20 protein-coding genes, 1 tRNA gene, 1 pseudogene and 1 riboswitch are annotated in these 22101 nt (G+C 44.5%); of the genes and pseudogenes, 14 read left to right on the forward strand and 8 right to left on the reverse strand.

Annotated features, from left to right (window positions below):
* Positions 1-12: 12 nt before the first annotated feature.
* Positions 13-2019, forward strand: a complete 2007-nt coding sequence (gene tlpB / locus Y79_RS1000000122045; RefSeq protein ID WP_016938162.1) for a methyl-accepting chemotaxis protein — start codon at positions 13-15, stop codon at positions 2017-2019.
* A 65-nt stretch (positions 2020-2084) separates the two neighbouring features.
* On the forward strand, positions 2085-2609 hold the full coding sequence (locus tag Y79_RS0113505; protein ID WP_016938163.1) for a type 1 glutamine amidotransferase domain-containing protein: 525 nt from the start codon (positions 2085-2087) through the stop codon (positions 2607-2609).
* 31 nt (positions 2610-2640) lie between these two features.
* Here the strand turns inward: Y79_RS0113505 and Y79_RS0113510 are convergent, their stop codons facing one another.
* Positions 2641-3627, reverse strand: a complete 987-nt coding sequence (locus tag Y79_RS0113510) for a Gfo/Idh/MocA family protein (protein WP_016938164.1) — start codon at positions 3625-3627, stop codon at positions 2641-2643.
* 179 nt (positions 3628-3806) lie between these two features.
* On the opposite strand from Y79_RS0113510, the gene Y79_RS0113515 reads away from it, so the two are divergent.
* The 3 genes from Y79_RS0113515 (at position 3807) to Y79_RS0113525 (ending at position 6087) form a co-directional block, all read left to right on the forward strand.
* Positions 3807-4967 carry an AI-2E family transporter gene (locus Y79_RS0113515; protein ID WP_016938165.1) on the forward strand — a complete coding sequence of 387 codons (1161 nt, stop codon included), beginning with the start codon at positions 3807-3809 and terminating at the stop codon, positions 4965-4967.
* A gap of 91 nt (positions 4968-5058) precedes the next feature.
* Positions 5059-5889 carry an undecaprenyl-diphosphate phosphatase gene (locus Y79_RS0113520; RefSeq protein WP_029575325.1) on the forward strand — a complete coding sequence of 277 codons (831 nt, stop codon included), beginning with the start codon at positions 5059-5061 and terminating at the stop codon, positions 5887-5889.
* 125 nt (positions 5890-6014) lie between these two features.
* Positions 6015-6087 (forward strand) — tRNA-Ala (locus tag Y79_RS0113525).
* Between the two features lie 290 nt (positions 6088-6377).
* On the opposite strand, the gene Y79_RS0113530 is transcribed toward Y79_RS0113525, so the two are convergent.
* Positions 6378-6581 carry a hypothetical protein gene (locus Y79_RS0113530; RefSeq protein WP_016938167.1) on the reverse strand — a complete coding sequence of 68 codons (204 nt, stop codon included), beginning with the start codon at positions 6579-6581 and terminating at the stop codon, positions 6378-6380.
* A gap of 317 nt (positions 6582-6898) precedes the next feature.
* On the opposite strand from Y79_RS0113530, the gene Y79_RS0113535 reads away from it, so the two are divergent.
* Together Y79_RS0113535 and Y79_RS0113555 are read left to right on the forward strand one after the other, a co-directional pair.
* A complete protein-coding gene (locus tag Y79_RS0113535; RefSeq protein ID WP_016938168.1) occupies positions 6899-8029 on the forward strand; it encodes a Rap family tetratricopeptide repeat protein in 1131 nt (376 codons plus the stop codon).
* Between the two features lie 1143 nt (positions 8030-9172).
* Complete coding sequence (locus tag Y79_RS0113555) at positions 9173-9493, forward strand: hypothetical protein (protein ID WP_016938171.1); 321 nt, start codon at positions 9173-9175, stop codon at positions 9491-9493.
* 57 nt (positions 9494-9550) lie between these two features.
* Here the strand turns inward: Y79_RS0113555 and Y79_RS0113560 are convergent, their stop codons facing one another.
* Positions 9551-10192, reverse strand: a complete 642-nt coding sequence (locus Y79_RS0113560) for a cupin domain-containing protein (protein WP_016938172.1) — start codon at positions 10190-10192, stop codon at positions 9551-9553.
* Positions 10193-10406: 214 nt separating this feature from the next.
* Between Y79_RS0113560 and hmpA the strand changes: the two genes are divergently transcribed.
* Together hmpA and Y79_RS0113570 are read left to right on the forward strand one after the other, a co-directional pair.
* Positions 10407-11582 carry an NO-inducible flavohemoprotein gene (gene hmpA, locus Y79_RS0113565; protein ID WP_016938173.1) on the forward strand — a complete coding sequence of 392 codons (1176 nt, stop codon included), beginning with the start codon at positions 10407-10409 and terminating at the stop codon, positions 11580-11582.
* 138 nt (positions 11583-11720) lie between these two features.
* A complete protein-coding gene (locus tag Y79_RS0113570) occupies positions 11721-12566 on the forward strand; it encodes a glucosaminidase domain-containing protein (RefSeq protein WP_016938174.1) in 846 nt (281 codons plus the stop codon).
* A 32-nt stretch (positions 12567-12598) separates the two neighbouring features.
* Here the strand turns inward: Y79_RS0113570 and ktrA are convergent, their stop codons facing one another.
* The 3 genes from ktrA to cudC form a co-directional block, all read right to left on the reverse strand.
* Positions 12599-13267: a potassium uptake protein KtrA gene (gene ktrA / locus Y79_RS0113575; RefSeq protein ID WP_016938175.1), complete on the reverse strand. Its 669-nt coding sequence runs from the start codon at positions 13265-13267 to the stop codon at positions 12599-12601.
* Between the two features lie 159 nt (positions 13268-13426).
* Complete coding sequence (gene bslA, locus Y79_RS0113580) at positions 13427-13966, reverse strand: biofilm surface layer hydrophobin BslA (protein ID WP_016938176.1); 540 nt, start codon at positions 13964-13966, stop codon at positions 13427-13429.
* A 164-nt stretch (positions 13967-14130) separates the two neighbouring features.
* On the reverse strand, positions 14131-14691 hold the full coding sequence (gene cudC, locus Y79_RS0113585; protein ID WP_016938177.1) for a choline uptake/conversion transcriptional regulator CudC: 561 nt from the start codon (positions 14689-14691) through the stop codon (positions 14131-14133).
* Positions 14692-14891: 200 nt separating this feature from the next.
* On the opposite strand from cudC, the gene betB reads away from it, so the two are divergent.
* The 3 genes from betB (at position 14892) to Y79_RS0113600 (ending at position 18244) form a co-directional block, all read left to right on the forward strand.
* Complete coding sequence (betB, locus tag Y79_RS0113590; RefSeq protein ID WP_016938178.1) at positions 14892-16364, forward strand: betaine-aldehyde dehydrogenase; 1473 nt, start codon at positions 14892-14894, stop codon at positions 16362-16364.
* 17 nt (positions 16365-16381) lie between these two features.
* Positions 16382-17590: a choline dehydrogenase gene (gene gbsB, locus Y79_RS0113595; RefSeq protein WP_016938179.1), complete on the forward strand. Its 1209-nt coding sequence runs from the start codon at positions 16382-16384 to the stop codon at positions 17588-17590.
* A gap of 72 nt (positions 17591-17662) precedes the next feature.
* Positions 17663-18244, forward strand: coding sequence for an MOSC domain-containing protein (locus Y79_RS0113600; RefSeq protein WP_016938180.1), 582 nt, complete (start codon positions 17663-17665; stop codon positions 18242-18244).
* Position 18245: 1 nt separating this feature from the next.
* Here Y79_RS0113600 and Y79_RS0113605 read toward each other — a convergent pair whose 3' ends face one another.
* Positions 18246-18734 (reverse strand): DinB family protein, encoded by a 489-nt coding sequence (locus Y79_RS0113605; RefSeq protein WP_016938181.1) that lies wholly within the window; start codon positions 18732-18734, stop codon positions 18246-18248.
* Between the two features lie 145 nt (positions 18735-18879).
* On the opposite strand from Y79_RS0113605, the gene Y79_RS0113610 reads away from it, so the two are divergent.
* A complete protein-coding gene (locus Y79_RS0113610) occupies positions 18880-19410 on the forward strand; it encodes an NfeD family protein (RefSeq protein WP_016938182.1) in 531 nt (176 codons plus the stop codon).
* A 19-nt stretch (positions 19411-19429) separates the two neighbouring features.
* Positions 19430-20963, forward strand: a pseudogene (locus Y79_RS1000000120405) (flotillin family protein).
* Positions 20964-20993: 30 nt separating this feature from the next.
* Here the strand turns inward: Y79_RS1000000120405 and thiT are convergent.
* Complete coding sequence (thiT, locus tag Y79_RS0113620; RefSeq protein ID WP_016938183.1) at positions 20994-21575, reverse strand: energy-coupled thiamine transporter ThiT; 582 nt, start codon at positions 21573-21575, stop codon at positions 20994-20996.
* Positions 21576-21674: 99 nt separating this feature from the next.
* Positions 21675-21775: riboswitch (TPP riboswitch) on the reverse strand.
* Between the last annotated feature and the right edge of the window lie 326 nt (positions 21776-22101).

Below are 22101 nucleotides of genomic sequence, written 5' to 3' on the forward strand. Positions count from 1 at the left end.
GAGACTGAAAAAATGAAACAACTGATACATTGGATCAAACAGCCATCCATCAGCAAGCCGCTTATCGCGGCATTTTTAGCCGTATTGGTGCTTCCAGTCGGCATACTTGCCTATTTCAGCTACCAAACGGCAGGAAGTACATTAGAAAACGAACTGACCCACAGCGCGCAAGGAAATGTCAGCGAACTGAACAGCGTGCTGGAAAACATGCTCGAAGGCAAGCTGAAAGGACTTGACTATTACAGTGAATTAATCACAAAGGACAAAATGAACAAAAAAAATAAATCCGACCTGCTTGAAAATATGAAGCAGTATGTCACCGTAAATGACGATGTCACATCAATTTATGCCGCGTCCGCCGACAAAGCGTTTGTGACATATCCGTCCGCTGACGTGCCGTCCGATTTCAATCCGCTCACACGCGAGTGGTATACAAAAGCGGTTGAAAAAAGCGGACAGCCGGTGTTTACCGAGCCTTATAAGGACGCTGCAACCGGACAAACGGTCGTTACGATTGCCCAGCAGACAAAAGACGGCTCAGGCGTTGTAGCGCTGGATATTAAACTGGGCGACCTTTTGAACGCTTCCGAACGCGTACAGATCGGTCATAAAGGATTTGCTTTCATTACAACGGGAGATAAAAAATACATCGCCCATCCGACCATCAAAGCGGGAACGGAAGGCTCCGGAGAGTGGACGAAAGAAGTATTTTCTAAATCAAGCGGATCGTTTGAATACACGTTTGAAGGACAGCAAAAGAAAATGGCCTTCACGACAAATAAACTGACGGGCTGGAAAATCGCCGGCACATTCTTTGTCAGTGAGATACATGACGCAGCCGCGCCTGTCATGAAAATGGCGCTGATCATTCTTGCGGTTTCTCTTATCGTCGGCGGGATTTTAATCTTCTTTATCATTCGCTCGATTTCAAAACCGCTCAAAAAACTTGTCTCGACATCAGCTAAAATCAGTGACGGCGATTTAACCGAAGTGATTAACATCAGGTCGAAAAATGAATTCGGTCAGCTCAGCCAAAGCTTCAATGAGATGTCGGCATCACTCCGGTCTGTCATCGGCGTCATTCAATCATCCGTCGAACATGTCGCTTCTTCATCCGAAGAGCTGACGGCATCTGCCGGTCAGACAAGCAAGGCGACCGAGCATATCACACTTGCGATTGAACAATTCTCAAACGGAAACGAATCACAAAGCGAGAAATTGGAAGAAAGTGCTGATCACCTGTCCCAAATGAATACGGGCATTGCCGAGACGGCGAATGTATCGGCGGAAATCACCGAATCGGCCATTCAAACTTCTGATACGGCCGGAAGCGGAGAAAAATTAGTGGCGAAAACGGTCGGCCAGATGAAAACGATTGATCGTTCCGTACAGCAGGCGGAAGCCGTCGTAAAAGGACTGGAAACGAAGTCGCACGACATTAAGAGCATTCTGAATGTCATTAACGGCATTGCCGATCAAACAAACCTGCTTGCTCTAAACGCGGCTATCGAAGCAGCCAGAGCCGGCGAATACGGGCGCGGTTTCTCCGTCGTTGCGGAAGAAGTGAGAAAGCTTGCTGTCCAATCAGCCGACTCCGCCAAGGAAATCGAAACGCTGATTCAGGAAATCGTCAAAGAAATCGCCACATCGCTTTCTGTATTCCAAGCAGTGAATCAAGACGTGAAAGAAGGCCTTGATATTACGGACCAAACGGCCGAAAGCTTCAAAAAAATCTCGGAAATGACGACTCAGATTTCAGGCGCTTTGCAGCATATGAACGGAACGCTTGAGCAGCTTGCGGCCGGGTCGCAAAACGTGACAAACGCGGTGGAGCACATTACCTCAGTCGCCAAAGAAGGGTCCGCCGGCATTCAAGACATCGCCGCGTCAGCCGAAGAGCAGCTGGCTTCCATGGAAGAAATCAGTTCCTCTGCTGAAACGCTTGCGCACATGGCAGAAGAACTGCAGCAGGTCACACGGAAATTTACGATTCAGTCTGAAGGCGAAGAACAGCTGTAACGAGCTGTTTCTTTTCCTCAGCTGAAAAAAGCGATACACTTGAAAAAAAGAAGGGAGTGGCAGTGATGAGATTAGAAGGCAAGAAAGTCATAGCGCTTGTCAGTGACGACTTTGAAGACTTAGAGCTTTGGTATCCCGTCTACCGGATGAGGGAGGAAGGCGCGATCGTCCATTTAATAGGAGAAGAAGCCGGCCGTTCATACAAAGGAAAATACGGCGTGCCCGCGACGGCGGATTACGATTTTAAGAGCCTGATTATTCAGGAGTATGATGCCGTGCTCGTGCCTGGCGGCTGGGCTCCTGACAAACTGAGAAGATATCCGGAAGTTTTGGACATCATCCGTACGATGAACGAGCAGAAAAAGCCGATCGGCCAGATCTGCCACGCTGGCTGGGTGCTCATATCTGCCGGAATTCTCGCAGGAAAAAAAGTAACGAGCACGCCCGGCATCAAAGACGACATGACAAATGCCGGGGCACAGTGGCTGGATGAAGCCGTCGTAACTGACGGCCACATTGTATCAAGCCGCCGCCCGCCCGACCTTCCGCAGTATGCAAAAGCGTTCGCTGACTTGTTAGCGTCCAAATAAAAAACATCCGCCCGAAACCCGGGCGGATGTTTTAGTTTTGATCGGCGGGAAAGACAATTCCGATTTGTTTTCTCGCTTCTTCCATAATGCTTGCCGTAATGAAAGAGCGTTCAAAGGTATTTTCGGAAGACTCCTGCTGTCCGTTCCGAAGAAGGCTGATGAATTCAGCCGTTTCATAATACATCGCCGGTTTCAGATCAGGAACGGAAATGTCCTCCATCCGTCCGTCACGATAGCGGATTTCCGCCCGCTCCGGCCCGTGAATGCTGTCCAGCACGATTGTGCCGTCTTCACCCTGTATTTCCGCAGGGGCAAACGAATTTGAAATTTTTGAATGCATCAGTACCGCTTCAAACCCGTCGTATGACAAAATAACCGTGCCCTCGCCGTCAACGCCGGATGCTAGTTTGTGACCAGTCGCAATGACGTTTTTCGGTTTGCCGAACAGGACGACGGCCGGATAAATGCAGTATACGCCGATGTCCATTAACGAACCGTTCGATAATTCAGGCTTAAACGCATTAAGCACCGTTCCGTTTTTATATGCATCATATCGTGATGAATATTGGCAGTAGCTTGCCGTGAATCTCCTGATCGGTCCGATTTTATGTAAGTGGTGTTGAAGCATGCTGAAGTTCGGCAAAAACGTCGTTTTCATGGCTTCCATCAAGAGAACGCCGTTTGATTTGGCTGCGTGAATCATGTCTTCCGTTTCCCTTGCGTTAGACGCAAACGGTTTTTCGCACAGCACATGCTTGCCGTGTTCCATAAAAAGGATCGCCTGCTCTTTGTGAAATGCATTCGGGCTGGCGAGATACACCGCGTCATAGGCTTCGCTTTCCGCCATTTCTCTCAGGCTGGTGAAATAATGAGCTGCGCCGTGCTTGCCGGCAAATTCCGCCGCGCGTTCCTCAGTTCTGGAATAAACCGCCGTTAATTGAAAATCATCAATAGCAGAAGCCGCCTCCAGAAATCGTTCTGTAATCCAATTCGTTCCGACTGTTGCAAATCGAATCATTGCTATCGCTCCTTCTATGTATTGGCTTACATTATAGCTTTTTTTCAAAGAAACATAAATGGAAAAAAGACTGTCCGCCAAAAGTATAGGAAAAATTCCCATAGAGACCGGTTATTATTTTTCATTACAGGAACGATAGTGTACAATTTAAGTAAAATACATATGATGGAGGAACAATAGTGGAAACATTGCAAACATGGGGCGGCAGATTTAAACAGTTTTTCTTAGACAATAAATTTGTCTTGTTTTTACTTGTATTGCTGCTCATCGGTCTCAATATCCTTGTCTTTATGAAGACATCTTTTATTTTCACACCCATTATCGTCCTGCTCAAAACGATTGCGCTCCCCGTTATTTTGACAGGAATTGTTTATTATCTGCTTAATCCGATCGTAGATATATTGGAAAAAATAAGGGTGAAAAGAGTCTATTCCATCCTGCTCCTTTACCTCGTTATTATAGGGCTGATTACGATTACGATCGTTTCTATTATTCCGTTTTTAAAGGAACAGATCATGAGTTTGATCGACAATCTGCCGAAATATGTGGACATTGTTGAAGATCAGACGAAAAGCCTGATCGGAAGCGATTTTGTAAATCAGGCGCAAAAGACGATGAATATCAACATTTCCGATCTTGCCAATAAAGTATCGGCGCAGGCGGCGACAATTGCAAACAGCACATTTACCGGAGTCGGGAATTTTATCGGTGCGCTGACGGAAGTGATTATTTCGATTGTAACCGTGCCGTTTATTCTGTTCTATTTGCTGAAGGACGGCAAAAAACTGCCAATCTATATCTTGAAATTTGTGCCCACCCGTCTGAAAGAACAAACGTATACGATGCTGAGCGAAATGAACCACAGATTAAGCTCCTATATTAGAGGACAGGTCATCGTCAGCTTCTGCATCGGGTTTTTATTATTTATCGGCTATTTGATTATCGGACTTGATTATGCGTCACTGCTTGCGGTCATTGCCGCTTGTACGAGCGTTGTTCCGTATTTAGGGCCGACCATTGCCATCACGCCGGCGATTATTATCGCTTTGGTCACTTCGCCTCTTATGCTGCTGAAGCTTGCGATTGTATGGACCGTTGTCCAGCTCGTGGAAGGAAAATTAATTTCTCCGCAGATCATGGGGAAAAATCTTCACATTCACCCGATTACTATCATTTTTGTTCTTTTAACCGCCGGAAAGCTGTTCGGGGTTGTCGGCATTATTTTAGCCATCCCGGGCTACGCGGTCATCAAAGTGGTCACGACCCATCTGTTTGATTGGTTCAAAATGCGCTCGCATTTATATGAAGAAGAAAAAAATGATGAAGTATCGAAGTCATAAAATCGGAACCGACATGATATTTATTATAAGACAGGCTTTCCTTCAGAGGAGAGCTTCTCTTTTGTAAATGATAAATGAAGGGAAGAATAGGATGACACTATGGGAGATGTTCACAGCAGCCGTTTTGGGAATCGTGGAAGGGCTGACGGAATACGCGCCGGTTTCTTCCACGGGACATATGATCATAGCGGATGACATCTGGCTGAAATCCGGAAGCCTGATGAATCCTGAAGCCGCCAATTCCTTCAAAGTGGTGATCCAGCTCGGTTCGATCCTGGCGGTGGCCATTGTGTTTAAGGATCGGATATTAAATTTACTCGGCATCAAAAAAAACGAGACGCGCGACCAGCAGAAAGGATACAGGCTGACTATCGCGCAAATCGCTGTCGGTCTTGTTCCGGCCGCAGTGCTCGGCTTTTTATTTGAGGATTTCATTGACCGCTATCTATTCTCCGTCAGAACGGTCGCTTACGGACTGATTGCCGGAGCCGTGCTTATGCTGATTGCGGACTGGATCAATAAAAGAAAAGATACGATCAATACGGTAGACAGAATCACCTACAAACAGGCTTTCTGTGTCGGTTTATTCCAATGTCTCGCCTTGTGGCCCGGCTTTTCCCGATCAGGCTCAACGATTGCCGGAGGTGTCATTCTAGGCTTGAATCACCGGGCAGCCGCAGACTTTACATTTATCATGGCCATTCCGATTATGGCGGGTGCAAGCCTTCTGAAGCTGGTGAAATACTGGAGCAGTCTTTCTCCTGACATGATTCCGTTTTTTCTTGTCGGTTTTATCTGCGCCTTTGTCGTCGCTCTCTTAGTCGTCAAATTTTTTCTTCGGCTTATTAATCGGATTAAGCTTGTCCCGTTCGCCATTTACCGTGTCATCCTCGGCATCATTTTAATCATGCTCGTGCGATAAACGAAGAGGCCCCCGGAGGGTCTTTTCTATGTTTGAAAAACGTCTCAGAAAAATGTAAGCAAACTGAATTTTCGGCTTGAAATTCGAAGGGAACTCGTCTATAATAAAACATGACGTTACCGCACGGGGCCATAGCTCAGCTGGGAGAGCGCTACGCTGGCAGCGTAGAGGTCAGGGGTTCGAGCCCCCTTGGCTCCATACCTTTAAACCCTTATTCTACAAGGGTTTTTTTATTTGTCAGGAACAGAGCCAACAGCCCCAAAAAAGCCTCGCCTTCAAATTAAGATTGAATGGTTCAAAATATTGAGCTGTCTCATTTTCAAGTTTTTCGGTTACATGTCTTCGGCTTGCATGACCGGCGCATTTCGAATGGCGTTCATATTTTCACCGGCTTCTATAAGGAGAGTCTAGGTGGTTTTCCGAATTAGGGTACATTTATCTGGTTTTAATCTGTTTAGACAGGATAAGTCGAATATTGACAAAAAGGATTATGACCATAAACTAAAAGCAAGAGTCGAAAACCCCCAAGCTAATATACCGAACATCACAGAGAACCTAAGACAAGCTTCAAATTTTGTAAGCCCTCGCTCTCTTTTTGTTTTACCTAACTTCCAGTAAACAGCATAGCCGGAGAAGACCAAAATGATTACTCCGAGTCGTGTCATATTTTCTAAAAATTCTATACCATCCATTGATTTTCACCTCGTTTATTTATGAGAAAAAATAAAGTAGACTTGTAGAGAGTCTACTTATAAACCTATTTCAAAGTACACACTTTCATAGAGCTTAAATCATTTGAGTGATCAAGTAATGCTCATTTTAAAATGACACATCCTTAATCCTCCCAATTATATTCCCCATACATTAGTTTTATTATCGCAAACGGAATGGACGATTCCAACAGTTATGTGAAAATAAGTAATATGGCAGACCGTAAACAAATTGCGGTTTTTTTATCCAAACATAATTTGGAAATGTTAGAATATTATATAAAAGGAGGAGTGGCCTTGTGAGTTCTGTTTTACCATCATCGGAGGTAGGCGTTAAAATTAATGAATGGTACAAAATGATACGTCAGTTCAGTGTTCCGGATGCGGAAATTTTGAAAGCGGAAGTGGAGCAAGAAATAAATGAGATGGAAGAAGACGAGTATCTACTGATTTACTACACCCTCATGAAATTCCGCCATCAGCTCATGCTGGATTATTTAGAACCGGTGACTACCCGCGTGAGACCGACAATTGACGAGCTGCTGGAAAAAATCGAAGCATCAAATAAAGGAATTTCCGGACTGCTATGCTATTACTCTTTATTTTTCCGCGGCATGTATGAATTTGATCAAAAGCAGTATGTAAAGGCGATCGGTTTTTATAGAGAGGCTGAAAAACAACTTGTTCATGTGCATGATGAAATTGAGAGAGCGGAGTTTCATTTTAAATTGGCTGAAGCATATTACGGTATGAAACAAAGCCACGTCTCCATGCATCACGTAAAGCAAGCGCTCGATATTTACGATCAGTATGAGTTGTATAAAGTCCGGAAAATTCAATGTCTATTCGTCATATCGGGGAATTATGTTGACTTTAAACGCTTTGAAAAAAGTTTGCCGCATTTAGAAAAAGCTTTAGAGTTGTCGAAACAACTAAATAATAATGAAAGGCTGCTCAGTTCTGCTTATTACAACATAGGAAAGAATTACGGAGACCTAGAAGAATACAGTAAAGCTGAAATCTACTTAAAAAAAGCAGCGGAGATATCTGAAAAGTATAAATTGGGTAACCTCCCGCATTCCTTGTTTACATACGCAAAGCTTCTATTTAAACAAGGGAAAACAAATGAGGCGATTCAAATCAGCAAAAAGGGACTTTCATCAGCGATACATCACGGGGATAAGCTGTTTGAATCTCTGCAAAAATATTTGGATGCTTTATATATTAATGCAATAGACCAAATGCGAATCAAAAAAACAATTGATTACCTTGAGAAAAATAAAAACTATTCGTATGTGGAAGATATTGCTCTTGATACGGCTGCTGTTTATGCAGAGTCAAAACAATATGACAAATCTTATGTTTATCATCAAAAAATGATTCAAACGCAAAAACAAATTCAGAGGGGGGGATGCCTGTATGAATTTTAGAAAAGGCGTATTTATCATTGTATCGGCTGTCGTTTTAATGTCAGGGGTCGGTCTAACGGCCTCGGCTGTTTCATTTGATGGATCATATCAAGTTTCATCTGATCGTAATCAAACCTAAGAAGGAGAGTGCCTGTATGAATTTTAAAAAGAGCATCTTCATCGTCCTGGGCTGACATTGACTTTAGTATGTGGGTTGGGTATGAACTCGGTAGAAAAACAAGCACAGGATACAATCAAAGTAGCTTCTGATCGTTTTCAAACTTGAACGTAAAAAGCCTTTTCTTCGGAAAAGGCTTTTTTAGTTTCTTCATTATAACGTATTCAAAACATCCACCTGGTTTTTCTTTTCAATTGTTCCATGGAGGGATTTTTCCCAAAGCGATATAATAACTTTTCGTTCAAAATCAGTCATTTGATCATCCCCCAACTTCATAAGTCTCAACGGATAAAAAAGAATCAAATACAATAAGCCATGTATCCCCCTTTAAGTCCCTCACACGAAATCCTTCCGTAGGTGGTCCCGTAATGAACTGCGCAGATAACTTTGCGTATGTATCGGTCGCCATCAGCTCGAACGATAAATCTATGCTAATATTTAAAAAATATGGCACTCAATATTTATAAGTTCAATTTTCTTTTCAATTTATCAATTTAATGGAGGGAAAATAGAAAGGAGAGAAATGAGAAAGTATTTTTGGATCGTGTCGCTTATCATCCTTTTATTCACATTGTGCTTTCTGCCTCATATTCATTGGGCGCTTGGAATGCTAGGAATTGTCGCGGGGAGTATTCTGGCAATCAAATCGCCTAAAGGAATCGCAAAGAATATTTCTTTTGTTATCCTGGCACTTTGTTTACTTTTACTATTATTATTGATTGTGATGGGCGTTTTGATGGCAGGTCTAGTGGGGAATTAACTTTCATTTACAATCCTATTTGGGGACCAACTTGTTCATTTTTCGCCAAACAGAAGATTTTTTATCAGAAAGATTCGTCAGCAACCCCTATCATTTCCACACTGGCAGCGTAGAGATCAGGGGTGCGAGCCCCTTGGCTCCATACCTTTATAAGTTTTTAATCCTCTGCAGCAGCCTCTGTGTTCTGCTTCATTTTTAACAACTAAATGAAAGGAAAAAGAGGAAAATGAAAAAGAAAATCTATCTTCTACTAACTCTTTCAGCGGCAGTGGCACTTCTTTTAACAGCGCTCCCCGCTCTTTCTCCTGTCGTCTTCACGTCTGCTTCAGAAAAAGGAGCCATCAGGCATGACATTTATAAAAAAGGCTATCCGTATCAAAGCTACTTTGCGATTCTTCGAAAAGAAGAAAACAGCAATGAGGCCGGGAACCTTTATGATGTAAATTGGTTCGATTGGAAAGATGAAACCGGACAGACGCCGCACTTATGTTATTCGAAAAAATTGCCCGAAGGTGAGTACAAAGTAAGCTGCGGAACCGGACCGTAATGATTAAGAGCCCCTCTTTCATGAGGGGCTTTTTTTAATGCCGCTCCTGCTCTCCGTTTAATACCCCCAATATAACGGCGGATCATAATGCCGATACGGATCATTCGGATAATGCGTATTTGGCTGATAAGGTTTATTCATATCGTGAATACCCGTATTTTCAGACTGCCCGCAGTATTTATCGGGACCTATCACAGTTGATTTGCAGATCGGTGAAACAGCTTTTTCCCATTCCTGTTCATTCAGACAGTACGTATGCGCCATGATCTCGGGCGGTGTGAGGCGGAGAATATCCGACCCGTAAATCACTTCAGGCGTATGGGCGTCAAATATGGCCAAAAGATGGGTATTATCTGAAGTCGCGATCTCATAATGCCACCACCCCTGCGGAATATTCGCCACTTGCCCGGGGGTAATCGGGTAATTACGTATTTTCTGGGTGAACGGATTCAGCATCGACACGGTTGCGGAACCCGAAATACAGTACACCAATTCAGCGGCATTTTGATGGGTATGCGGTTCAATCACATTTGTCTTGCTCAAAAAGATATCCAATAATGAAATATTTTCAAGCGTGTTTAATTGTTTAATCCCCAATACATTGATAAAGTTCCGATGATCTTTAGTGAAAAAACGGCTCTCATTCACATCATATGTGAACTGTGTATTCGGAGACGTGTAATCCATATAAGAAACCATACAATCCCCTGCTTTCATGTGTAAACGTATAATTTCTAGAATATGTGTCCCGGTTCCAATAGGTGAAAAAGGGAATAAAAACCAATGATTCCAAACTGACCACAATATTGTGACGACTTTTCTAAAGATTCATTTAAGATATATCTTTTATTCGAAATATCTCTTACTATAAAGATATATTATAAATACATCTTTAGAAGGGTTGAGGATTAACATGCTGGATGAGAGAACAATAGACATCATCAAAAGCACAGTACCCGTATTGAAAACACATGGAGAAAACATCACAGGACGCTTTTATAACCTGATGTTTCAAGATCATCCCGAACTGTTAAATATGTTTAACCAAACGAACCAAAAGAAACAGACGCAGCGCGCAGCATTGGCAAATGCAGTCATTGCGGCTGCGGCGAATATTGATCAATTAGAACAAATCATTCCGGCAGTCAGACAGATCGGCCATAAACATACTAGCATCGGGGTAAAGCCGGAGCATTATCCGATTGTCGGAAAATATTTGCTTCTGGCGATCAAGGATGTGCTGCAGGATGCCGCAACTCCTGACATTATGGAGGCTTGGGAAAAAGCTTACGGCGTCATTGCAGAGGCTTTCATCGGCATTGAAAAAGATATGTACAATGCGGCCGGATGGCAGGGATATAAAGAATTTACGGTGATAAAGAAAACCGAAGAAAGCAAAGACATCACATCATTTTATATCAAACCGAGCGACGGCTCTGCGCTTCCTGAATTTGAAGCGGGGCAATATATCAGCATTAAAGTGCGGATTGCAGATTCTCCTTATACGCACATTCGCCAATACAGCCTTTCTGATGCTGCCCGAAAAGGCGAATATCGAATTTCCGTGAAAAAGGACGGGGCGGTTTCTTCTCATCTCCACAATGAAGTTCAAGAAGGAGATAAACTTGAAGTCAGCGCACCCGCCGGGGATTTCAAACTGTCTTCCGCCGAAAAACCGGCTGTCCTTCTCAGTGCCGGTTCCGGAATCACGCCGATGATGAGCATGCTGAAAACAGCCGCCGAAAAACAGCCGGAGCGTTCCATTACTTTTATTCATGCCGCGAAAAACGGAGAGTACGCCGCGTTCCGCAAAGAAGTTGAGCAAGCTGCGGCAGGCAATCCGAATATTAACGTCATTTATGTATACAGTGAACCGTCAGAACAAGACCGCTTAGGAGACAAGCCTTTTTACAGCGGCCGGATTGATCAAAGCTTTTTAGAGCAGCTTCATCTGAATCAAGATGCTGAATTTTACTTGTGCGGTTCAGCACCGTTTATGACGCAAATGAAAGATATGATTCTTGCACTCGGGTTTAACTCTGAATCCGTTCAATTTGAATTGTTCGGTCCTCAGCTGAGCATGGCATAAAAAAAAAGACTCCTCTTTGAGGGTTTTTTTTTTTGCATACATGTTCTTTCTCCGTCTTTTTCCCTATTTTATTGAAATTTTCATCAATGACCAGTAAAATTATAAATCTAGTGATTCCGGAATTAAAGGAAGGTTGATATGAAAAAGAAAGCAAAGACCAAAAGGGTGCTTGGATGCCTTTTTGCTGTATCTCTTATATTCGGATTATTTCTGGTATCAATGGTGTTTTCGAAATTCATAGCGACGGAAGAAAAACCGCCTGAAGAGGTGGACGGGCAGCAGGTCTTTATTGACAGCCTTTCCGGGCATGCTCAGATTTTATATGAGAAATATCATGTCCTTCCGAGCATCACCCTTGCACAGGCCATTCTCGAATCGGATTGGGGGAACAGTGAGCTTGCGGGAAAAGCGCGCAACCTGTTCGGTGTAAAAGGTGATTATAAAGGAAAACACGTCACGATGAAAACAGATGAATTTGAAAAAGGGAAACGAAAAACGATTCGGGCAAAATTTCGTAAGTACAACACGTTTTTTGAATCCATGGATGACCACGCCAAATTATTTGTCAAAGGAACGTCTTGGAATAAAAAGAAGTATAAACCCGTCATAGAAGCGGACGATTATAAATCAGCTGCGGCAGCCCTTCAAAAATCCGGCTATGCCACAGATCCCGACTATGCGGAAAAAATTAAAGATGTCATAGAAACCTATAACCTGAATGAATTTGACAAAATCAATGCCTCTCTTAAAGCAGTTGATAAGAAAGGCGCCATCAAAGACTACGCCATGGAAGACATTTGGTCCAAGCCGTCGAAAGAGCAGCATTCTATTAAACTGGCATCGGCGCAAAAGTTTACCGGCCAGCATATTAAAGTTGTCTCTGAGAAGCAAAACGGCGGATCTGTCTGGTATCAATTTCAGGTGAAAGACAAGCTGATCGGCTGGGTTGACCAAACCGCCGTCCAGTTAAATGAAGAAACATAAGCATCACAAAAGCCGGCCGCAGCCGGCTTTTTTTACATTCCCTCTGTTTCAAACCTTTTAATATCACGTTTATGCCCCATCAGCACAAGGCAGTCACATTCATGGATGACAGACTCCGGAGAAGGGGACAGCTGAATGTCTCCATTATGTTTCACGGCGAGAATGGTGCAGCCGAATCTGGCACGGACGCCGAGGTCAAGAATGGTTTTTAAATGGAGTTTTTTCGTGGCTGACAGTTCTACTATGCTGTATTCATCTGACAGATCAATATAATTTAAGACGTTTTCATCCGAAAGGCTTTGCGCAATCCTTACGCCCATATCCTTTTCCGGATGAATAATACGATCAGCGCCGATTTTCTCAAGCACTTTGTGATGATAATAATTTTGCGCCTTCACCCAAATGTTAGGGATGTTCAGTTCTTTCAATAACAGCGTCGTCAGCGTGCTTGCCTGAATGTTGGCGCCGATTGCCACGATGACATATTCAAAATTTCTGATGCCGAGCGATTGAAGTTCGCTTTCTTCCGTCGCATTTGCCCGCACGGCATGAGTGGCATAAGAGGAGTATGCGTTGACCCGCTCTTCGCTGATATCGACGGCCAGCACCTCATGCCCCATTTTAAAAAGCTCTTTGCAGATGCTTCCGCCGAAACGGCCGAGTCCGATGACGGCAAATTGTTTATTTTTGATTTTTCCCAATCCTCATAACTCCTTAAGAAACTGTTTTCGTCACTCCAAATACAACAAACAAGAATGTACTCCTGTTTCAAAGGTTTGTCAATGTGAGAGCCGGAAGATAAAACGGCACAAAAAAAGACCGGCTGACAAGCGGAGCTTGTGCCGGTCCGTTTTTCGCAATTATTTGCAGTTGCAAGGCTGTGTCGGCGGTGTGCTGCGTTTTTGAACAACAATTGTGTCCTCAGCATAGAATTTAGAGCCGATGCTTAATGATTTATTTTCTGCACGGAACTTATATGTACCTGCAGCAGGCAATGTTTTATTATTAAGAGAAAGCTTAAATTCCGCTGCGCCGAGCAAATCAATGTTTAACGGAAGTCTGACTGTTTTGCCGTTATTCAGAATCTGTCTTTCACGCAAAGCGTGTCCGTTGATTGTATCTTTTGTTGTAGCCGCAAATCCGCTAGGAAGGGTAAATTCCATAACGCCTAGGCTTAGGATCGTGTTCGGGCGGTACGTCAATTCGATATCAGAAAATGACCATTCCTGCTGGCTGGCACCTGTGTATTTTGCAAATAAAGTAGCGGTCGCCTTTGTGGACATTTCCGGCTCGTGAACGGTTGAACCTGATTCAGCGGCGAATGACGCTGTCGGCAGAGAAAGCAGTAAAGCCAAGCCGAATAAACTTGCCATGACAGTTGAGAAAAACTTTTGTTTCATATCAAAATCCCCCTTAAAAAAATTTGCCGATCGTTCTTAAAAAAGAACGACCGTACCTATAAAAATTTACCATCAATTTTAATGGAAGTAAATGGGGTTATGTTCCTATATTTCCTCGAAAATGATCAAATCGTGTCGAAAAATGACGAAGAAAAAACGCCTGATTACGATTCAGGCGTTTTTTCGTCTGTTTCTATCGGAATAAAGTTAAAAATCTCTCCGCTCCGGACTGAATCGGCGAGCCGCTTCAGCCAATGATAATAGGCCTTCGAGCTTTCAAGCTGATCATATAACTGCCGCGCTTCTTCCTGTAATTCCGCGCTGCCTTCCTCTGCCAGCAAAACGGCCTGCAAATCCGCCTGGGCCTGTACGATGGCGGACAAATTCACCTGAACTTCCCGATCCCATTTCGGCGGGAAGAAATTCGTGAAAAACGTAAAGAAATCCTTTTCCGCTACAAATGTATGCTTCCGCGTGCCGCGGTGAAAGGTTTTTTTGACCACATTTAAATCCTGCAGCTTTTTGACGCCTGTGCTCATACTCGGTTTGCTCATCTGCAGTTCCTCACGCATTTCATCAAGCGTCATTTCATCCCTCATATACATTGTTCCGTATAAAATCCCGACACTCCGGGTAATTCCGTACAGATCCATCGTCTCAGCAATGGAATCAATGACAAGATCCCTTGCTTGTTCTATAGCTGCAAATTCTGGATTCTCATCCATACTGTCCCTCTTTTCCTCTTGAAGATTAAATTGATTAAGTCATTTCTTTATGTTCTTAATCTTAACGAATCATGGCGAAATGTCAAAACCTAAGCGGACAAACAAGGTTTTGACAGGTTAAAAAACATGTGTTAAATTAACATTGTTAAAAACATTAAATTTTTATTTAACAAACTTACTTTTCGGTAAGGAGGACTCTTATGAGCAAAACGCTTTATATCGGCGGCGAATGGATCAGTGCAGAAAAAAAGCAGACCCGCCGTATCATCAATCCATTTAATCAGGAAGAAATTGCAACAGTATGCGAAGGAGACCGGAACGATGCGGTGAAAGCCATCGCCGCAGCCAGAAAAGCATTTGATGAAGGGGAGTGGCCGGTGCTTTCCGGACTGGAGCGCGGTCAATTTGTTCTGAAAATTGCGGAATTAATCAGACGCGATCTGAACGAATTAGCTGAGCTGGAATCGCTGGACACAGGTAAAACCATTGAAGAAAGCAAAGCCGACATGGATGATATCGCAAATGTTTTTCAGTATTATGCCGGTTTGGCGGATAAAGACGGAGGCGAGGTCATCTCATCTCCTATTCCCGATTCCGTAAGTAAAATCGTCAGAGAGCCAATCGGCGTATGCGGACAAATTACGCCGTGGAACTATCCGCTCCTTCAGGCGAGCTGGAAAATTGCTCCCGCTCTTGCGGCCGGAAACACGATCGTTTTAAAGCCGAGCGAGATAACTCCGCTGACAACGATTAAAGTCTTTCAATTAATAGAAGAAGCCGGTATTCCGAAAGGAGCCGCCAATCTTGTGCTTGGACCGGGCGCTTCTGTCGGGGATGAGCTGGCGAGAAACCTTGACGTCGATTTGGTGTCCTTTACGGGCGGAATTGAAACAGGCAAAAAAATCATGCAGGCGGCAAGCGGCAATGTGAAAAAGATTGCCCTTGAGCTTGGCGGCAAAAATCCGAATATCGTGTTTAAAGATGCGGATCTCGAAACAGCTGCAGATCAAGCGCTCAACGCCGTGTTTTTTCATGCCGGCCAAGTTTGTTCTGCAGGCTCGCGCCTTTTAGTGGACGAAGCCATTCATGATGAATTTTTAGCCGAGCTGATCAAGCGCACGAAAAGCATCAAATTAGGAAACGGTTTTCATGAAGATACGGAAAGCGGTCCGCTGATTTCCGCCGAGCATCGGGCCAAAGTTGAAAAATACGTAGAAATCGGCATCGAAGAAGGGGCAAAGCTGGAAACAGGCGGCAAACGTCCTGATGATCCCGCTCTTCAAAACGGTTTCTTCTATGAACCTACTATTTTCTCAAACTGCAAGTCTGACATGAGAATTGTCCAAGAGGAAATCTTCGGCCCCGTTTTAACAGTCGAGTCATTCTCTTCTGAAGAAGAAGTGGTCAGACTCGCCAACGATACCATTTACGGGCTGGCCGGAGCGGTATGGTCAAAGGATATTGAAAAATGCGAACGCGTAGCCGCGAAACTGCGGATGGGTACGGTTTGGATCAATGATTTTCATCCGTATTTCGCGCAAGCGCCGTGGGGCGGGTACAAACAATCAGGCTTCGGCCGCGAACTCGGCAAAATCGGTCTGGAAGAGTACACGGAAATCAAACATATTTACCGCAATACGAAACCTGCACCTGTTAACTGGTTTCAAGCATAACAAGGAGGAGATATAATATGACATTAAATATGAAAGTAGAAAGCATGCATAAATTCCATACATTCGAAATCCCGACAGTTATTAAGCACGGAATCGGCGCGATTCAGCATGCGGGAAAAGAAGTCAGAGCGCTTGGTGTCACAAAAGCGCTGCTCGTAACAGACCCGGGAATTTATAATGCGGGAGTGGCAAACCCGGTTATTGAATCCTTGCAGGAAGCGGGCATCGAAGTCGTCCTGTTTAACAAAGTGGAGCCGAACCCGCCTGTACGTCTTGTGAACGAAGGATCTGAACTGTATAAAAAAGAAAACTGCAACGGCCTTGTGGCTGTCGGCGGCGGAAGCTCCATGGATACGGCGAAAGCGATCGGGGTAGAAGCAACACACGAAGGAAGCGTGCTTGATTATGAAGCAGCGGAAGGCAAAAAGCCGCTGGAAAACCGCATTCCTCCGCTGACAACGATCCCGACGACTGCGGGAACAGGTTCAGAGGTCACACAATGGGCGGTCATTACAGATGAGGAAAGAGAATTTAAATTCAATACGGGCGGACCGCTTATCGCCGCGCATTTAACAGTCATTGATCCTGAGCTGCATACGTCCATGCCTCCGCATGTGACGGCTATGACAGGTATCGATGCCCTCGCGCACGCCATTGAGTGCTATACGATGAAATTCGCGCAGCCGATCACTGATGCTGTGGCTTTAATGGCAATTGAATATGCGGCGCATTATATTAAGCGTGCGTTCGCGGACGGAGAGGATTTGGAAGCGAGATACGGCATGGCGCAGGCGGCGATGCTTGCCGGACTTTCATACGGCAGTGAATCCGCAGGCGCTGCGCATGCAATGAGCCAGACACTTGGCGGCATCATCCCTGTCGCTCACGGGCAATGCGTCGCAGCTATGATGGGGCCGGTAATGGAATATAACTGGAAGGGATATCCGGAAAAATTTGCCCGCATCGCCAAAGCATTCGGAATCGATACAAGCAAAATGACAACCGAAGAAGCGGCCAAAGCGTCCGTCAATTGGATGTATGACCTTGTAAAAGATTTAGAGGTGCCGAGCTTAGAAGAACAAGGTGTGTCTCCGGACATGATTGAGCGCTTATCAAAAGAAGCCATGAAAGATCCGCAAACCTTCGGAAATCCAAGAGACTTGAATGAGAAAGCATACAACTGGATTTACAAACGCTGCTTTGACTTAACGCCGAAAACGGTATAATAATTGAACCCCGCTTCTTTACAGAGCGGGGTTTTTTTAAGGATAATGTCAAGAAAAAGGCGGTGACGGGTGATGTGGAAGTGCATAACAGCAAAGGCGGAAGGCGTATATATAGCGGATACGGAACAATTTGTTACCAAAAAGATGGACAAGCTTCGTGCGGAATACGGCGGGTTTCCCGGTGACCTTCATTTCGGACTGACAAAAAAAGCCGGTGCGCGGGAGCCGATGTATCAAAGAGGGACGGAAATTTTTAACCGGAGACAAATTTCAATCGTGTCCATGGAGGAATGTGATGAGATTGCGGCGGCGATGGGGGTTTCTCATATCTTTCCCGAATGGCTCGGCGCTAATATCGCAATCAGCGGTTTTTCTGCACTGACGTCGCTTAAAGAAGGAAGCAGAATAATATTTCCAAGCGGTGCGTCTCTGTTGTGCGAGGGAGAAAATGATCCGTGCATTCAGCCGGGAGAAATCATTCAATCCTTTTACCCGGATCAGCCAAAACTCGCTGCGGCGTTTGTGAGGCACGCGATGGGCAGAAGGGGAATTGTGTGTATTGTTGAACGGCCGGGAGACATATGCACGGGTGATTCGGTCGACATTCATTCTTATGAACCGAAACGCGTTAAGAAAAAAATCGAAAAGGTCTGATTCAGACCTTTTCGATTTTTTGTTTGATTTCTTTTATTTGATTGATGTGACGCTTTTCATGATGGCCGATAAAATCAATCCACTGGCGGATCGTCAGTTCTTGAAAAACGGGATGCGGAAGCACCCGTTCAAAGTCTTCCTCGTTTAATGATGAAATAACGGCGGTCAGCTGCTGTCTTGCCGTATCTAATTCTTGTTTCGCTTCAATGACTGATATTCGGTTTTGCTCAGGTTCAAGCTGTGACGGCGCCGGCCGTTTATTTGTTCTGTCCTCTATAAACTCCATCGGTTTTTCTTCGATTTTTTTAAACGGTGCGTCTTTTGCCTGCTTTGTTAAAAGATTCTGCGCTGATTCGTCAATTTTCTTTAAATGGTCAAGGACTTCGCGCACGCTCCATTCATCAGCCGCAGGCTTTTGGTTGAATTCCTCATCAGAGAGTCCTTTCAGTTCTTCCCAAGTCTGCTGTCTGGCTTCATTAAAAATGCTCATTCTATCTCCTCCTTTGGAGTAAACATACCATATCCGGATTGGATAATCATGTAATCAGCCTTTTTTATCAGAAAATTGAAACCATTTCCCTTTACACCCGTATATAAAGTAACACTCCGAGACCCGGCCGAAAGGAGGAAAGTATGTGGACATATTTCATCTGCCGCTTGAAACGATCTATCTTTACACACTGATTATTGCGGGGAGCCTCACGCTTTTGATTCTGTTTTTTCAAGATGTGTTTCACGGCCTCTCGGAAGCCATTCCTGTTTCATTCGTAAATCCAACGTTGATTTTATCGTTTTTGACCATCTTTTCAGCCTCAGGTTACATCGGCGAAATCGCAACTTCGCTTTCAAATCCTGTCATTGCATTACTTTCATTTGTGCTTTCAGTTTTTTTGGTCAGCCTGCTTTACTTCTTCATCCTTGTACCGCTTTCATCTGCGGAAGAATCGCTCGTATATCGGGAGTCGGATTTAAAGGGCAGAATCGGCAGGGTTATTACTTCCGTTCCGAAAGATGGCTATGGGGAAGTGATCATAGAGGGAATCGGAGGCGCCATTTCTAAATCTGCGGTCAGCTTTGATCAAGAACAGATCAAGTACGGAACGGCCGTATTAGTGATTGATGTGAAAGACGGAGTGCTTTTTGTGACGCCGCATGAACCAATCTGATATCTAAGGGGGAACTGTTATGACTATGCCGATTATCATTGTTATCGGAATCGTATTCTTTTTACTCATCGCACTTATTGCTTGCTGTATTTATTACGAAGTACCGGACGGCGGGGCCGGACGAAGCCCTTATCGTAACCGGAAGCTATTTGGGAAATAAGAACGTCCACGTTGATGAAGGCGGAAATCGTTTGAAAATCGTCCGGGGCGGGGGAACATTCGTGCTCCCGGTATTCCAGCAGGCAGAACCTCTCAGTTTACTGTCAAGCAAACTTGATGTCTCTACACCTGAAGTTTATACAGAGCAAGGCGTGCCGGTAATGGCCGACGGAACCGCCATTATAAAAATCGGCGGCTCCATCGGGGAAATCGCAACAGCCGCTGAACAATTTTTAGGGAAGTCTAAGCAAGACCGCGAGCAGGAGGCGCGTGAGGTGCTGGAGGGCCATCTGCGCTCCATTCTCGGCTCCATGACCGTTGAAGAGATTTATAAAAACAGGGAAAAGTTTTCTCAGGAAGTCCAGCGGGTCGCGTCTCAGGATCTTGCCAAAATGGGGCTTATGATCGTTTCCTTTACGATTAAAGATGTCCGCGATAAAAATGGCTATCTAGAATCGTTAGGTAAGCCGAGAATCGCCCAAGTCAAGCGGGATGCGGACATTGCCACGGCAGAAGCGGATAAAGAGACGAGAATTAAACGCGCGGCGGCTGATAAAGACGCAAAAAAATCAGAGCTGGAGCGGGCGACGGAAATAGCTGAAGCGGAAAAAATCAATCAGTTGAAAATGGCGGAATACAGAAGAGAGCAGGACACAGCAAAAGCCAATGCCGACCAGGCATATGACCTCGAAACAGCAAAAGCCCGCCAGCAGGTGACAGAGCAGGAAATGCAGATTAAAATTATTGAGCGGCAAAAGCAGATTGAATTGGAAGAAAAAGAAATTCTCCGCCGTGAGCGCCAGTATGACTCTGAAGTGAAGAAAAAAGCCGATGCCGACCGTTATTCGGTAGAGCAAGCGGCCGCAGCTGCAAAGGCGAAGCAGCTCGCAGAAGCAGATGCCGAACAGTATAGTATTGAAGCGATGGCCAAAGCGGAAGCTGAACGCGTGAGAATTGACGGTCTTGCTAAAGCGGAGGCTGAAAAGGCGAGAGGAAAAACCGAAGCGGAAGTCATCCGCCTGAAAGGTCTTGCGGAAGCGGAAGCTAAAGAGAAAATTGCGGAAGCTTTCGAAAAATACGGTCAGGCCGCAATCCTCGATATGATTGTGAAAATGCTGCCTGAGTATGCGAAGCAAGTCTCGGCGCCTCTTTCCAACATTGATAAAATAACCGTCGTTGATACGGGAGGAAGCGGTGAAAACGGCGGAGCCAATAAAGTCACGGGCTATGCAACCAATTTAATGGCCGGTCTTCAGGAAAGTTTAAAAGCATCTTCCGGAATCAATGTAAAAGAGATCATTGAGAATTTTTCAGGCAAAGGAAACATAAAACAAAGCATAAATGAACTTACAAAAGAACTGAGCGATTCGAAAGAAGAACGCAGCTCTGGATAAAAAAACAGCAGGCGTAACCCGCCTGCTGTTTCAATTTGCCCGCTTGGATTCAAGAAGCCGCGGCGCCGTCATGAATAATAAGATAAGGACAATGGCTGAAAGGATAAAAGAAGGAATCATATAAGTCGCGTTGTAGACGAGCGAATAAATCCAGACCGGAGTGCCCTTCGGAGCATAGCTTCCGAAAAAGACCGCTCCGGAGATTACATGTGCCGCATACCGCAGTACACTGCCGATAAAAACGCCGCTTACCACATACACCGTTAATGCGCCTCTTTTTTTAGCCAATGCCGTTTCACGGACACCGGAAGCAAACAAGCCGCTGAAACCGAGAACTGCAAACGCCGCGATATAATCAAGAAATAGCTGCACCGGATGCTGTAAAAACAAATTGCCGATGGCGATCTGGACAATCCCTGTTAAAAAGCCTGTCGTAAGCCCGGCCTTCACTCCCCAGCGGAATGAAATCAAAAAAATCGGAATCATCATAATAGAGACTGATCCGCCTTGGGGCATCCGGAGAAACATACCTGACACAATGTCCAGAATGACGGCCGCTCCGGTCATAATCGCTATTTCTATTAAGCGCACAAGCTGTGTTGAATGATTCATAGTTTTCCCCCTGGTCAGACAACCGTATCAAGGATAAACAAAAAAGCAGCGCGGGGAAGGATGGGAAAAGGTCCGCGCGCTGCTTACAAAACTGCAATTCATTTGGCTTTGCCACATCCCTACGCCAGCGTTAACTAACAGGTTCAAAGGGTCAGAACAAAACGTTCACTCTCAGCTTTAATGCTCCCCTTGTGGTCATCAAGTATTTAGTTCAATCTTACTATACAAGAAAATATACCAAACCACAAGACTGCATTCTTTCTATAGAAGAGAAACTGAAATAAGTAAGAAAGAAAATAAACGGAGACTTTTTTTAAAAAAACTATTGTCATACTTTCAAAAGGGTGTTATATTATTAAACGTCGCTGATGAACAGCAGACAACAACAAAAAGCTTCAAAAACGACTTAAAAAAAGTTGTTGACATAAAAGAAGCTGAGTGGTAAGATAATAAAGCTGCTTCAACAAGCGGTAATGATCTTTGAAAACTAAACAAGACAAAACGTACCTGTTAATTCAAAGTTTTA

The organism is Bacillus siamensis KCTC 13613 (assembly GCF_000262045.1).
Taxonomy (GTDB): domain Bacteria; phylum Bacillota; class Bacilli; order Bacillales; family Bacillaceae; genus Bacillus; species Bacillus siamensis.

Excerpts from the sequence above, each read along its gene's own strand:
- tlpB (WP_016938162.1), top strand. The coding sequence starts at position 13 with ATGAAACAACTGATACATTGGATCAAACAGCCATCCATCAGCAAGCCG.
- Y79_RS0113505 (WP_016938163.1), top strand. The coding sequence starts at position 2,085 with ATGAGATTAGAAGGCAAGAAAGTCATAGCGCTTGTCAGTGACGACTTT.
- Y79_RS0113510 (WP_016938164.1), bottom strand. The coding sequence starts at position 3,627 with ATGATTCGATTTGCAACAGTCGGAACGAATTGGATTACAGAACGATTT.
- Y79_RS0113520 (WP_029575325.1), top strand. The coding sequence starts at position 5,059 with ATGACACTATGGGAGATGTTCACAGCAGCCGTTTTGGGAATCGTGGAA.
- Y79_RS0113530 (WP_016938167.1), bottom strand. The coding sequence starts at position 6,581 with ATGGATGGTATAGAATTTTTAGAAAATATGACACGACTCGGAGTAATC.
- Y79_RS0113555 (WP_016938171.1), top strand. The coding sequence starts at position 9,173 with ATGAAAAAGAAAATCTATCTTCTACTAACTCTTTCAGCGGCAGTGGCA.
- Y79_RS0113560 (WP_016938172.1), bottom strand. The coding sequence starts at position 10,192 with ATGGTTTCTTATATGGATTACACGTCTCCGAATACACAGTTCACATAT.
- hmpA (WP_016938173.1), top strand. The coding sequence starts at position 10,407 with ATGCTGGATGAGAGAACAATAGACATCATCAAAAGCACAGTACCCGTA.
- Y79_RS0113570 (WP_016938174.1), top strand. The coding sequence starts at position 11,721 with ATGAAAAAGAAAGCAAAGACCAAAAGGGTGCTTGGATGCCTTTTTGCT.
- bslA (WP_016938176.1), bottom strand. The coding sequence starts at position 13,966 with ATGAAACAAAAGTTTTTCTCAACTGTCATGGCAAGTTTATTCGGCTTG.
- cudC (WP_016938177.1), bottom strand. The coding sequence starts at position 14,691 with ATGGATGAGAATCCAGAATTTGCAGCTATAGAACAAGCAAGGGATCTT.
- betB (WP_016938178.1), top strand. The coding sequence starts at position 14,892 with ATGAGCAAAACGCTTTATATCGGCGGCGAATGGATCAGTGCAGAAAAA.
- gbsB (WP_016938179.1), top strand. The coding sequence starts at position 16,382 with ATGACATTAAATATGAAAGTAGAAAGCATGCATAAATTCCATACATTC.
- Y79_RS0113600 (WP_016938180.1), top strand. The coding sequence starts at position 17,663 with ATGTGGAAGTGCATAACAGCAAAGGCGGAAGGCGTATATATAGCGGAT.
- Y79_RS0113605 (WP_016938181.1), bottom strand. The coding sequence starts at position 18,734 with ATGAGCATTTTTAATGAAGCCAGACAGCAGACTTGGGAAGAACTGAAA.
- thiT (WP_016938183.1), bottom strand. The coding sequence starts at position 21,575 with ATGAATCATTCAACACAGCTTGTGCGCTTAATAGAAATAGCGATTATG.